Consider the following 12,055-nt stretch of genomic DNA (forward strand, 5'->3'; position numbering starts at 1 on the left):
CTACCCGACGAGCGGTGGTTCGCAGAGCTTCAACGACGCTGCCTGGAGCGCGGAGTGTTCTGCTCCCTCGACGATCTCAAGACCGCACTCGAAAACTGGATCAAGGTCTGGAACGACGAGGCCCGGCCCTTCAAGTGGACCAAGACCGCCGACCAGATCCTCGACCGGATCTGCCGCTACTGCTCACGCATCTCCGAACCAGATCACTAGCAGGGGGGCGGCGGATGCGTGGCGGCGGGAAGAAAGCTGGCCGACGAGTGAACCCGGCCCTTCCTTTTTCCGTCTGAGAGAGGCGGGAACCATGTACGGGAAACAGAGCGCAAGATGTCGTCGACGAAATTGCGCACTGATTCTTTGACGTGCTCATATCGGGGCTCCTAATGTAGGTCGGCGTTACAACACCCGCTGCAGACTGGGCTTTTGACGACCCATCGGTTCGTCATGCGCCCGTATGCCGTCGTGGTGTCATTTCGCCGAATCGGAGAACCCCCCATGCGAATTCCATTCCACCGCCACTCCAGGCGGACGACCGTCGCCGGTCTCGCGGCCGGCGCGGCGCTCACCCTTTTCATATCGGGCGCGAGTATGGCCCAGGCCGCGCCGGCGCCGGTGGCGAAGGACGGCGACCGTCCCAGCGCCTACATCATCGGCGGCACCGAGAAGCCCAACGGTTCGTACCCGTTCATGACCGCACTGCTGAACAAGGGCAGGGGCAGCGCCGTGGACCGGCAGTTCTGCGGCGCCAGCCTGCTCTCGCAGGACGTCGTGATGACCGCCGCGCACTGCGTCGATGGCACCAAGGCCAAGACCATCGAGGTCACGATCGGCCGCACCCTGCTGTCGGACAAGCGTCAGGGATCGCTGCGCAACGTGGCCGACATCGTCGTCCACCCCCGGTACGCCAAAGGCTACGAGGCCTACGACATGGCACTGCTGACGCTGGACAAGCCGGTCCGGGGCACGGCTCCGGTCCACCTGCCGACCATCGGGACCGACGCCCTGATCCGGCCCGGCGCCTCGGCCACGGTCGCGGGCTGGGGCAACACCGACACCGAGGTCCCGACGTACCCCGACCGGCTGCGTACGGTGAACGTGCCGGTGCTCTCGCACATCGAGTGCAAGGCCAGTTACCCCGGCTACGACAAGAAGGTCAACGTCTGCGCCGGCGTCGAGGGCAGGGACTCGTGCCAGGGTGACAGCGGCGGCCCGCTGTTCCGCAAGCTGCCCGGCCGTCAAGGCGTCTATCAGATCGGCGTCGTGTCGTACGGAGACGGCTGCGCCGAGCAGGGAGCCCCGGGCGTCTACACCTACACCGGCTCCGCCAAGCTGTGGAAGACGCTGGACGAGTCGCCCAAGGGCAAGAAGGTCAAGCGCCTGCTCGGGCGCTGACCGGCAGACGGCCCGCTGCCCGGTCCCGCCGCTGCGGAGCCGGGCAGCGGGCCGTGCTCACGCCGCCGCGTGGAACAGGGACTGCCCCGGTGTGGCTTTGTCGAGCAGTAGCAGAGATGAACGAAGCCATGGGGCAGCTACCAGAAAACGGGCCCGCGATCGGTCAGCTTCCCAGGCGGACCGACCGCCAGGGCCGGTCACTGCGGCTGATCAGACCCTGCGCCTCCAGGCGGTCAAGCTGATAGGCGACCGACCCCGTGCTGCACAGGCCGACCAGGCCGCCGAGCTGCCGCACCGACGGCCCCTTGCCGTGGTCCGCGATCCACGTGCGCAGTGCCCGCATGATCTGCACCTGGCGCTCTGAAGGTCGCTGACTCATGCGGTTCTCACGGTGTCGCCGGTGCGGGCCGTCTGCCGCAACTGCATCCGTGCCGTCGGCACTGAACGGGTGGTGCGCCAGTACGCGTGCCACCACAGGCGTACGGACAGGCGCAGCAGTCGGCGGCGCAACGCGGTGTTGCCGGGCAGGCGGGGTAGGGCGAGGGCTCGGTACGTGTCGTTCCAGCCGCGCTGAGCCTGGACCAGGTCGTGGGGAAGGATGGCGGGATCCTCAGCCGCTGGAGGGCTGCACGCCGTCTTAGAACTGCGGCACGTCGGCCACCGTGGCGTCCAGGCGCAGCCGTACGAAGCACAGCGGGTGATGCCAGGCTCTCGGTCGATGGCGGTGTCAGCGCTGACCTCCGCGACCAGCTCGGGGACGACCAGAATGAGGTCCAGGCGCTCGCGGCTGCCCCCGGAGGCGGTGAACCGTACGCCGGTCCAGGGATGGTCGGGGCCGGCCTGGTTGAGGTGGTCGGCCAGTTGGCGGGCGGCGTCCGGCTTCAGGAGCGTGGTGCGGCCGACGGGACGCAGGCGTCCGTCTTGGTCGTAGCGTACGAGGACGAGCAGCTGCGGGCGGCTCAGCGTGCCGGTGATGCCACCGACGATCGCTTCTGTGGTCTCACGACTGCGGATATTGAACCTTCTCTGCACCGACTCGGGAGGCGCTGAGCATCGGCGCGAGGGGGCAGCCCTGCGTGAGTTCCTCCGGGTCAGCAACGCCCACACGGCCGAGGTGACACGCCGATCACAACCCTCTGCGGACCGAGCTCCAACCCCGATGTTCAGAATCTGACGTGGCAGTCCGCTCAGATCCTGAACATCGGGGTTGGACGCAGGTCAGCTCCCCTCGATCCCTCCACCGGACTGACCGGCGCCGAACTGGCTGCCGCCCATCTCACTGTCACTGGGGTCCTGGCCGCCGCCGAAGCTGCCCTGGCCGCCGAACTGGCCGGTGCCGAAGCTGCCCTGGGCGCCGAACGGATCGCCGTCCTGGCTCTGAGCCTGCGCGGCACCAGCGCCACCGAGGCAGATACCAACAGCTGCAGCCGCAGCCGCGAGAGAACGGAATCTCATGAGGTCTCCTGAAGAGTCGAGTGGAATCAAAGGTCGTCCTGCGAGCAGATCAACGACTTTCCCCGGACGAGGAGCCGCCGTAGGTGTGACCGAGGCAAGTTCACCGCGACAAGCTGACTACGTCGCGCCAACACCCGGAACCAGACCGGTGGGATCATCCGATCGGCTCCGTCGACTATCACCAAAGGAAGCAAATCTCTCCCCGGCGACCACCGCCCCGATCCGAGGCAGCCGCACCCGCCCCTCCATCACGTCCCTATAAACCCTGGAGATCTCACATGACACGCCGCGATCTTCGGCTCCGCCCCTCACCGCGGCGAACCGATCACTCAGTTGGCGCAGTCAATTGACCAGCCACGGGCGCCCGGCAGGTAGCGCTGCCCCAGGCCCTTGATGACCAGGCCCTCCACACCGGGAACTACTGTCCAGGAGGTCAGCCACTCCTGGGCGACGGCCGCCTCGGTCGTCATCGGCACAGCGTCCACGGCGGCGTCAGACCGTGCTCGGTGAACAGGCCCTCAAGGACGACGCGGCGGCGGGCGTACGGTTCGGCGAGCAACTCCTGGCCGTCGATCTGAAGGACGTCGAAGGCAATGAAGTGCGCCGGCATCCCTCAGCCAGCTGCTGGACAGTGCGGCCGCCGGAGGAAGCGCGGCACTGCAACGCCTCGAACGACAGCCTGCCCCCGGCCACACCACCACTTCGCCGTCAAGGACCAGGCCGTAAGGGAGCTGACGCGCGGCCGTCACGAGGTCGGGGAGACGCCGCTGGATCAGACTGCCGCGCGGCGACTGCAACAGCGTCGGCCCGCCCGACCCGGACGGGGTGAACAACAGGCACCGGTAGCCGTCGAACTTGGCCTCGAACGCCAGTCCGCCGGGCAGCACGGCGGGTGCGGGCACGGCCTCCCGGCCTTGGGCGAGCATCGGCTCCACGGGAGGCTTCAGCACCACTCCGTGCTCCGGTCCAGGTCAGCCGAGGTAGTTCCCGGGTTGCGCCGGCTTCTGCAGCTTCCAGAACTCGCCGGAGCAACCCGACGGCAGGGGCGGGAAGCGGTGCCCTTTCACGTCCGTGCTCCAGTGATGCTCACCACCGCAGTCGCACTCGTGATCCCACTGGCCGGCACCATCTCACCGGGATGCCACGACGACTTCTCCTCACTCATGTCACCAGGTCTACGACGCCGTCCGCCGCCCGCGACGCGAGCGCGGCCTGGCGCCGCTTGTGCCACAACGGGCCGATCTCGGCGACGAGTTCAGCGATCACATCGGGCGTCAGCCCAGTGATCCGCTGGCTTCGAATGATCGCTGCACGTGCCCGGCTCCCCACCACACGGACCATGATCACGATCACTGAATCGACGCGCCACCGCCAACCATGCACGAGCTCATTGGCGCGCCACTCGGTAGCGGAGGTAGACGACTCTCGAGCTGAAGGTGCGGGTCTCGACGAGTTCGAGATCCACCCGGCGCTCGCGCTGGGGAAAAAACGGAATGCCACCGCCAACCCAGCACCGGGTAGACCATGGCCCGGTACTCGTCGATCAGACCCAACGCGGCCGCCTCGGCGGCGAGAGTCGCGCCGCCGATCGCGATGTCGCCCTCCCCCGGCTCGGCTCGCAACCGCTCGATCTCCTCCGCCAGGCCGCCGGAGACCAGGCGGGCATTGCCCTGCACCGCCGACAGCGTGGTGGAGAACACCACCTTTGGGAGCGGCTTCCAGATCGCGGCCCACTCGAGCATTGAGTCGTCAAGCGATGGATCCTGGTCGGCGGTCTCCCAGTACAGCATCGTCTCGTACAGCCGTCGCCCCAACAGGTGGACGCCGACCTCTCGAATCTCGTCGATCCAGAAGCGAAAGACCTCCTCGTCGGGCGCCGTCCAGTCGAAGCCGCCGTCCGGCCCGACGATGTAGCCGTCAAGTGAGACGCTCATCGAATAGGTCACGCTGCGCATCAGAAGTCCTCCTCGGTAACGGGTTCGACAGTACGACCGGACGCCGCAGGACTCATCGCGGCTCGCGGGATCCTCTGGGCTAAGGGCGACCGCCACTTGATGGTCAGCGGAGTCGGCGGGTTGTTGGCCGTGTGCTCCAGCGATAGAGCTTGCGCGCTCGGCGGAGCAGCGCGCGGACGGTGACGAACGCGGCGGCGAGTAGAGATAGAAATCGACGACCTCGCCGTCCCGTTCGAAGCACCTGCGGATCTTGCTGTAACCGTTCATCCACGACTGTGTGCGTTCGACCACCCAGCGCTTGCCAACCTGGATCGGCACCCGGATGCCTTTCACGGCTATCTCGCCGATTAGACCGTGGTGGTCGAGTACTCGACGGCAGGGCTTCCCGTTGTACGCGGAGTCCAGGTGGATCGCGGCGTTCTCAAGCAAAGCTCCGAGCTGATGCTCAGCCGCTTCGATGGTCGGTTCCAGCAGTTTCGAGTCATGCTGGTTCGCGCCGGCCGACGCGATGCCGAGCGGGATTCCGCCGCCATCTACCGCGATTTGCAAGATCTCGCCCGCCTGGTCGGGAGCGGCGAACCGCATGAGCGGTATCAACTGAGCTTGGGTGACACTTTCGACCACATGCAGGTCGACGCCGAGATGACCGACCGCGCGGTCCTGTTCAGCTTCCGCTCCCGAGACGAGAATTCGCATTGGCGCGAAGCGCAGGTAGACAAGGGAGAGTTTCTCACTGTCTGGAGACAGGCGGCAGCCCGCATCGAGGCGATCCTCGCCCAGGCCAACGAGTCCTGACTCGTCGCCCAGCCAAGCGCCAATGTTGAACCGAACTGCACGAAGCACGCCGATCAGTCAGCAGCCTGAAGCCCCCAACTGACCATCAAGTGGTGGTCGCTCTGACTGATCATTTCAGAATGAGGTTCGGAGTCGTCGCAAGCAGATGATGCTGCAGGCGAGTTGGAGGAGTCCCATGTGGAGGTCGGCGCGTATCTCGTAGCGGATCCGGAGCCGCTTGAACTGGTGGAGCCAGGCGAAGGTCCGCTCGACGACCCAGCGGGTCTTGCCCAAGCCGGATCCGTGCGAGGCTCCGCGGGGAGCGATCTTCGGTGTGATCCCTCGAGCCCGGAGCAGGCGGCGGTACTTGTCGAAGTCGTAGCAGCGGTCGGCGAACAGCTGGGCCGGCCGATGACGCGGCCGCCCGCGCACGCCGCGGATGCGGGTATCGCGTCCAGCAGGGGCATCAGCTGGGTGACGTCGTGACGGTTTCCGCTGGTCAGCGAGACGGCCAAGGGGTGCCGCGCCGATCGGTGATCAGGTGGTGCTTGCTTCCCGGACGTGCGGGGTCGACCGGCGAAGGGCCGGTGTGAGCCTCCCTTTGAGGGCTCTGACATGAGAGCCGTCGACCGCCGCGTCATCCATGTCCAGCAGGCCCGCCGCTCGCAGTTCTGCCAGAAGGATCTCGTGCAGGCGGGGCCACACACCGGCCTCGGTCCAGTTCCGCAGACGTCGCCAGGCCGTCACTCCGCTGCAGCCGATCCGCTCCGATGGCGCATCCGCCCAGCTCACGCCCTCGCACAGCACGTAAACGATCCCACGCGGGCAGCCCGGTCGTCCGCCGGCAGCGACCGGGATACCTCCGGCGCCTCGGCGGACGCGGAGGCAGCAATGTGGCTACCCGTTCCCACAGGCCATCAGGCACAAGATCATCTGACACCCGCACAACTCTGCCGCCACCAACCCCCACTGCCAAGCACTACACGCGAACTCATTCTGAGATGATCAGTTAGTCGCCGAGGACCCGCTCCCACAGCAGCCCGTCCCGCCAGCTCCCGTCGAGAAAGATCGAGGAGTGCGCGACACCGTACGGGCTGAACCCGTTGCGGCGCAGCACCCGCTGCGACTGCAGATTCTCCAGGCTGGTGGACGCCTCGGCGCGGTGCAACCCGAGTTCGTCCGTCATCACCCGGAGTACAAGCCCGACGGCGTGCCCGGCGTGCCCTTGATTCTGGGCGACGCTGGCGATCCAGTATCCGACGGAGCCACGGCGCAGGTGCGGCTGCGGCAGGATGCCTCCGACGGTGACCTGCCCGATCACCTGGTCGTCGGCGAGCACCACACCCGGCCAGACCGCGCCGGCCCGGAATCCGGCCAGCAGGCTGTCGATCCGCTCCGCCTGGCCCTCCGGGGTGAAGAAGTCGGCCGGCTGGGCCGGTTCCCACGGCCGGAAAGCCTCGAAGTCCCGCACCCGATGCGCGGCGATCGGGGCGGCGTCGGTGGGCTCGATCAGGCGGATCCTGGTGCTGCTGCGCATGGGCTGATCCTCGTCGCAGTGCGTCGGATGAGACGGCCAGCCTATGCGAGGGGGCCCGCGCCGCCGCACCCTACGCCCGCTGGGTCGTCGAGCGGGCCTTCGCCTGGCTCCACCAGTTCAAGCGGCTCCGGATCCGCTACGAGATACGCGGCCGATCTCCACCTGGGACTCCTCCAACTCGCCTGCAGCATCATCTGCTTGCGAGGTTTCCGAACCTCATCCTGAAATGATCAGTAAGAGCCCGGGTCGCACGGTAATGACGCTGGATGAGCGACCCGCGCCACGACTGCAACTGCGGCGTCCCGCCCGGCGGGGCCGGGGTGAACAGCTGGGGCGCGGTAGCCGTCGGAACCTCTGTTTTGCACTGCTGGACAGCCTGCGCGTGGTTTCGGTCACCTCACGACTGCGTGTTCGTGGCGCCTTGGTTCGCCGCCGGGCTGAGGGAGTCAACGTCGTGCATGAAGCTCAGCATCCGGGCGTTGACGATGTCGGGGTGGTCGATCTGCGGTCCGTGACCGGTCGCGGCGATGATCTCGGCCCGGGCGCCGGGAATCAGGCGTGGTACACGCTCCAGCTGCCGCCGTGGGTGGACGAGCAGGCTGCGCTTTCCCATGATCAGGTAGAACGGCGTCCGGATGGAGCCCAGTTCCTCGTCGGTCAGCGGCAGCGGCGCTGGGCGGCGGATCCGGAAGGCCCTCACGCTGGCCTGGATCATGGCGCGAAGTTCGGGAACGACGATCACCGGCTGTTCCAGCCAGGAGGCGAGGCGCGGGCGCAGCGCCTTGGGGGCGTAAGTGGCGAAGAGGCTGGCGAAGATCCAGACGAAGAAGCGCAGCCCTACCTTCTCCAGGCCGCCGGGGTCCAGGGCGATGACCGAGGCGAGGCGGCCGGGCCTGAGGTGCGCCTGGTTGATGACGAGCCAGCCGCCGTAGGAGGAGCCGACGAGGTGGACGCGGTCGAGGCCGAGGGCGTCGAGGGCCTCGTCCATCCACTGGGCCGCGCGCTCGGGCTGCCACATGGGCTCGCGCTGGACGCTTCGACCCGGGTCGCCGGGGGTGTCGAGGGCATAGACGGGGCGTTCGGCGCTGAGGGCACAGGTGTTGGGGTACCACTGGGCGGAGCAGCCGCCCGATCCGTGTATCAAGACCACGGGCGTGCGTGACTCGGCCGCCGGGTCTGCGGGACCGTACCGGTAGACGTGCGTGGTACCGAAGCTCGTCTCGACGTCCGTCTCGGAGCGGGCGGGCGCACCCTTCGTGTAGAGGGCGTCGCAGGTGGCGAAGTACCGGTCGCGCAGCTCGTCGTTCACGTAGTGGCCGACGTCGCGGCGTACTCGGCTCGTGTTCTCGGGCACTGGGCACCTCCGGGAAGATCCATTCTTCGTGATACGACCGTACCATGATGTTGATACGGCAGTACCATGAAGATGTCCGGAGCGGACCGAGCGGACTCGTCGACGACGGGCGGAGACCCGAGCACATGCCGAAGCGCGTGAACCACGAGGAACGGCGCACCCAGATGGCCGAAGCACTCATCCGAGTGGCCGGCCGGCGCGGACTGCACGCCGTCGGCATGCGCGACGTGGCCGCCGAGGCAGGAGTGTCACTGCGCCTCGTCCAGTACTACTTCCAGACCAAGGAGAAACTGCTCTTCTACGGACTCCAGCACCTGACCGACCGCTTCACCGCGCGAGTGGGCGCCCGGCTCGCTGCCGCCGGGCCGGACCCCGGCCCCCGCGCGACCATCGAGGCGCTGCTGCTGGTCTCGCTGCCCACCGACGAGGAGAGCCGCACCTTCCACCTCCTCTACAGCTCCTACTCCATCCTCTCCGTGATCGACGAGGCGCTCGCCGCCCAGCCCTTCATCGACAACCCCGACGCCGCCGAAAACGCCCTGACCGGACTACTCCGGCAAGCACAGGAAGCCGGCCTGGCCGATCCCGCCGTCGACGCTCACATGGAGGCGATCAGCCTGCTCGCCATGACGGCGACGATGGGCACCAGCATCCTCGTGGGCCAACGAAGCGCGGACTCGGCAATCGCGGTGCTCCACCACCACCTCGACCGGATCTTCAATGCCGTCGGCCACCCCACTTCTGCCACCCAGCCCGGCGGCACCATGCTGCCGCCGGCCCGCGGTACCTCATCGGACAGCGGTAAACCCTGTCCATAACTTCGCTTCGAACGCCGGCCCGCCGGGAAGCACGCCGAGTCCGGGTCCCGTCCTGTCACCAGACCACAGGCTGCACCTATCCCTGTCTCTGTGCACGGCTGCACTCACCGACCTGCGGCAAGCAGCACGACTAACGACAGTCCCCCGTCCGGGCGGTCGGGCGGCCGGCCGGCGAACCGGAGGCCGCCCGGTGTCGTCGGAGGGGGCATGCGCATCGACGAGCAGCACATCGCCGAACCCGGCCTCGTGGTCCTGGACGTCACCGCCGCCGACGAGGAGACCCTCCGGGCGGTCCTGGATGGCGGACTGGGTGTCGCGGTTTCACGCGCGTCATCGATCGCTTTGAGAGCGCCGGCTGCGGCCTCACGAATGTGGTGGGGAAGCCCGTCCACGGCCGTGAGCTGTATGCGGCCCTACGGTTACGATCCTTCGACGGCGGGACAGGACCGTGCCCAGGGCGGCGCCGCCTCCCAGGGAAAGGGCGCAGGCGACGGCGAGGAACGGCCCGTCCCAGACGAAGCCGGCGACTGCTCCGAGGCCCGCGAGCGCGACATGGCCGGATCCCTCACCATCGGGCACAGGGTCCACGGCGGGGTCAGACCGCGTTCGGTGAACAGGTCCTCAAGGATGTTACGGCGCCGTTCGTACGGTGGGCGAGCAACTCCTGGCCGTCAGCCTGGAGGACGTCGAAGGCGATGAAAAGGCGCCGGAACGGCACCGCCCGCGCGACCGGCGAGCCGCAGCACGCGACCGAAGTCTCATCCGCGCTCGCGGAGGTACGCCTCCAGCTCGGCGGCCCCGGTCAGCATCGCCCGCCCGCGGGCGGACAGCCGGCGGCGCCAGTCGCCCAGTGCGGCCTCCAGCGGCTCCAGTCCGCCCGCTGCCCGCACGTGGGCGATCAGCGGGGCGATCTGCCGCAGCAAGTAGCCGCCCCGCCTGAGCTGGTGGGCCAGCCGGACGTCCCGCGCGTCGGCCTCGTCGTAAACGCGGTACCCGGTCAGCGGGTCGCGGCGCGGGCGCACCAGCCCGGCGCGCTCCCATTTGCGCAGCGTCGCGGGTCGGATCCCGAGCTGCCCCGCCAGCGTCCCGATGAACGTGCCGCTGGGCCCGGACACCGCCGCGTCGGGTTCGGACGCCGTGGTGGGCGCCAGGTCCCGGAGGGCGCTCTCCACGGCCTGGAGGGTCCGGCGGTCGTCGAGGAGCTGGAAATGGCTCTCGTCGATGAGGCGGAACGCCTCCTCGGCCACGCCCTGGTTCACCGCCCGCATGATCGCCGTCGCCGTCTGGTGGCCGTGGCCGGGCACCAGGGCAAGGAACGCTCGCAGGGCCCGTGCGTGGAGCGGGGTGTAGGTGCGGTAGCCGTGGGGTGTGCGATCGGCGGCCGGAAGGATGCCGGCCTCCTCGTAGTTCCTGACCGCCTGCGTGGACAGACCATGCCCGCGCGCCAGGTCAATCGGCCTGAGCCGCTCCCTGCCTTGAAGGTTTTGTCCCATGGTCCTGCCGATATCTCACCGAAGTTTCAATCGAAGGTTCAACGATATCGTTTAAGGCATGGCTACTGACATCCCGGAAACTGCCCATGCCGTTGAGGCCGCCACCGTCATGAAGCTGCTCCCGGCCCGGCCGAAGCTGCTCGCCCTGGGCGAGCCCACCCACGGCGAGGACACGCTGCTCGAAGTACGCAACGAGCTCTTCCGGCAGTTCGTCGAGCAGGAGGGCTACCGGACGATCGCGATCGAGAGCGACTGCATGATGGGCCTGGTCGTGGACGACTACGTCACCTCGGGCACGGGCACCCTCGATGAGGTCATGGAGCGCGGATTCAGCCACGGGTTCGGTGCGTCCGCGGCCAACCGCGAACTCGTGCGCTGGATAAGGGCGTACAACGACGGCCGGCCAACATCCGAGCAGGTTCGCTTCGCCGGTTTCGACGGCCCTCTGGAGATCACCGGAGCCGCGAGCCCCCGGCAGACCCTCACCGCACTCCACGGCTACCTCGCGGCCCGGGTGGACGCCGATCTGCTCCCCTGCACCGCGGAAACGCTCGAACGCCTGCTCGGCGCCGACGACCAGTGGACCAATCCCGCCGCGATGATGGACCCGGCCCAGTCCGCGGGGCAGTCGGCCGAGGCCAGGGAGCTGCGGCTGCTCGCTGACGATCTAGTGGCGCTGCTCGACGCGCAGACGCCGCACCTGATCAGTGCGACCTCGCGGGACGACTGGGACCGGGCGCGCCTGTACGGGCGCACCGCCACCGGCCTGCTGCGCTACCACTTCTGGATGGCCGACACCTCACCGGCCCGCATGACGCGGCTGATCGGGCTGCGGGACTCGATGATGGCCGAGAACCTCCTCGCCGTCGCCGAACAGAACCCGACCCTGGTCCACGCCCACAACAGCCATCTCCAGCGCGACAAGAGCACGATGCGCATGTGGGACCAGCCACTGCTGGAGTGGTGGAGCGCCGGCGCACTCGTGAACGCCCGCCTGGGGAAGGAGTACGCCTTCCTGGCCACGGCACTCGGTACAATTCGGCACCAGGGAGTCGACACCCCGTCACCGGACACTGTCGAAGGACTTCTGTACACGCTCCCGGAGGACTGCCACGTCGTCGACGCCCCCCGGCTGGCCGCCGCCCTCGGCGACGCGCGACCCGCCGCCCGCGTGTCGCCCTGGTTCGGCTATTCCCCGCTGGAACCGGCCCACTTGGCAGGAAACGACGGGATCGTGTTCGTCAAGGACGTCCCGCAGAGCTAGTACTCCAGCAGTACTT

General features: G+C 68.0%; 13 protein-coding genes and 5 pseudogenes. 6 read left to right on the forward strand and 12 right to left on the reverse strand.

Going from position 1 to position 12,055, the window contains the following annotated elements; all coding sequences use genetic code 11:
* Both J7E89_RS38045 and J7E89_RS38050 read left to right on the forward strand, forming a co-directional pair.
* A pseudogene (locus tag J7E89_RS38045) lies at positions 1 to 210 on the forward strand (IS630 family transposase); the annotation flags it as partial.
* 282 nt (positions 211 to 492) lie between these two features.
* Positions 493 to 1,389, forward strand: a complete 897-nt coding sequence (locus J7E89_RS38050) for a trypsin-like serine protease (RefSeq protein WP_214980760.1) — start codon at positions 493 to 495, stop codon at positions 1,387 to 1,389.
* Positions 1,390 to 1,552: 163 nt separating this feature from the next.
* On the opposite strand, the gene J7E89_RS38055 is transcribed toward J7E89_RS38050, so the two are convergent.
* The 10 genes and pseudogenes from J7E89_RS38055 to J7E89_RS38105 all read right to left on the reverse strand — a co-directional run bounded on the left by J7E89_RS38055 (position 1,553) and on the right by J7E89_RS38105 (position 7,110).
* A complete protein-coding gene (locus J7E89_RS38055) occupies positions 1,553 to 1,768 on the reverse strand; it encodes a LexA family transcriptional regulator (RefSeq protein ID WP_214980762.1) in 216 nt (71 codons plus the stop codon).
* On the reverse strand, positions 1,765 to 2,421 hold the full coding sequence (locus J7E89_RS42570) for a hypothetical protein (protein ID WP_374196986.1): 657 nt from the start codon (positions 2,419 to 2,421) through the stop codon (positions 1,765 to 1,767). Before J7E89_RS42570 ends, J7E89_RS38055 begins: the two co-directional genes overlap by 4 nt.
* Positions 2,422 to 2,607: 186 nt before the next feature.
* Positions 2,608 to 2,844 (reverse strand): hypothetical protein, encoded by a 237-nt coding sequence (locus J7E89_RS38065; RefSeq protein ID WP_214980764.1) that lies wholly within the window; start codon positions 2,842 to 2,844, stop codon positions 2,608 to 2,610.
* Positions 2,845 to 3,173: 329 nt separating this feature from the next.
* The gene (locus tag J7E89_RS38070) at positions 3,174 to 3,314 is read right to left on the reverse strand and encodes a hypothetical protein (RefSeq protein ID WP_214980766.1); all 141 of its coding nucleotides are present in this window, start codon (positions 3,312 to 3,314) and stop codon (positions 3,174 to 3,176) included.
* Complete coding sequence (locus J7E89_RS38075) at positions 3,311 to 3,454, reverse strand: hypothetical protein (RefSeq protein ID WP_214980768.1); 144 nt, start codon at positions 3,452 to 3,454, stop codon at positions 3,311 to 3,313. Before J7E89_RS38075 ends, J7E89_RS38070 begins: the two co-directional genes overlap by 4 nt.
* A gap of 551 nt (positions 3,455 to 4,005) precedes the next feature.
* Entirely contained in the window at positions 4,006 to 4,191 is a 186-nt protein-coding gene (locus tag J7E89_RS38080) for a hypothetical protein (protein WP_251061643.1), read from the reverse strand.
* Positions 4,192 to 4,231: 40 nt separating this feature from the next.
* Positions 4,232 to 4,799, reverse strand: a pseudogene (locus tag J7E89_RS38085) (dihydrofolate reductase family protein).
* Between the two features lie 103 nt (positions 4,800 to 4,902).
* Positions 4,903 to 5,336, reverse strand: a pseudogene (locus tag J7E89_RS38090) (transposase); the annotation flags it as partial.
* 372 nt (positions 5,337 to 5,708) lie between these two features.
* Positions 5,709 to 6,513 (reverse strand): annotated as a pseudogene (locus J7E89_RS38100) (IS5 family transposase).
* 69 nt (positions 6,514 to 6,582) lie between these two features.
* Positions 6,583 to 7,110, reverse strand: a complete 528-nt coding sequence (locus J7E89_RS38105; protein ID WP_214980777.1) for a GNAT family N-acetyltransferase — start codon at positions 7,108 to 7,110, stop codon at positions 6,583 to 6,585.
* Between the two features lie 77 nt (positions 7,111 to 7,187).
* On the opposite strand from J7E89_RS38105, the pseudogene J7E89_RS38110 reads away from it, so the two are divergent.
* Positions 7,188 to 7,335, forward strand: a pseudogene (locus J7E89_RS38110) (transposase); the annotation flags it as partial.
* 172 nt (positions 7,336 to 7,507) lie between these two features.
* On the opposite strand, the gene J7E89_RS38115 reads toward J7E89_RS38110, so the two are convergent.
* On the reverse strand, positions 7,508 to 8,464 hold the full coding sequence (locus J7E89_RS38115; protein WP_214980779.1) for an alpha/beta fold hydrolase: 957 nt from the start codon (positions 8,462 to 8,464) through the stop codon (positions 7,508 to 7,510).
* Positions 8,465 to 8,589: 125 nt separating this feature from the next.
* Between J7E89_RS38115 and J7E89_RS38120 the strand changes: the two genes are divergently transcribed.
* The gene (locus J7E89_RS38120) at positions 8,590 to 9,282 is read left to right on the forward strand and encodes a TetR/AcrR family transcriptional regulator (RefSeq protein WP_214980781.1); all 693 of its coding nucleotides are present in this window, start codon (positions 8,590 to 8,592) and stop codon (positions 9,280 to 9,282) included.
* Between the two features lie 207 nt (positions 9,283 to 9,489).
* Entirely contained in the window at positions 9,490 to 9,981 is a 492-nt protein-coding gene (locus tag J7E89_RS41550; RefSeq protein ID WP_251061644.1) for a DUF6207 family protein, read from the forward strand.
* A 59-nt stretch (positions 9,982 to 10,040) separates the two neighbouring features.
* Here J7E89_RS41550 and J7E89_RS38125 read toward each other — a convergent pair whose 3' ends face one another.
* The gene (locus J7E89_RS38125) at positions 10,041 to 10,775 is read right to left on the reverse strand and encodes a TioE family transcriptional regulator (RefSeq protein WP_214980783.1); all 735 of its coding nucleotides are present in this window, start codon (positions 10,773 to 10,775) and stop codon (positions 10,041 to 10,043) included.
* Positions 10,776 to 10,833: 58 nt separating this feature from the next.
* Here J7E89_RS38125 and J7E89_RS38130 point away from each other — a divergent pair, with 58 nt between their 5' ends.
* The gene (locus tag J7E89_RS38130; protein ID WP_214980785.1) at positions 10,834 to 12,039 is read left to right on the forward strand and encodes an erythromycin esterase family protein; all 1,206 of its coding nucleotides are present in this window, start codon (positions 10,834 to 10,836) and stop codon (positions 12,037 to 12,039) included.
* The last annotated feature ends 16 nt before the right edge of the window (positions 12,040 to 12,055 follow it).

The sequence above is a fragment of the Streptomyces sp. ISL-100 genome (assembly GCF_018614615.1).
Lineage (GTDB): Bacteria > Actinomycetota > Actinomycetes > Streptomycetales > Streptomycetaceae > Streptomyces.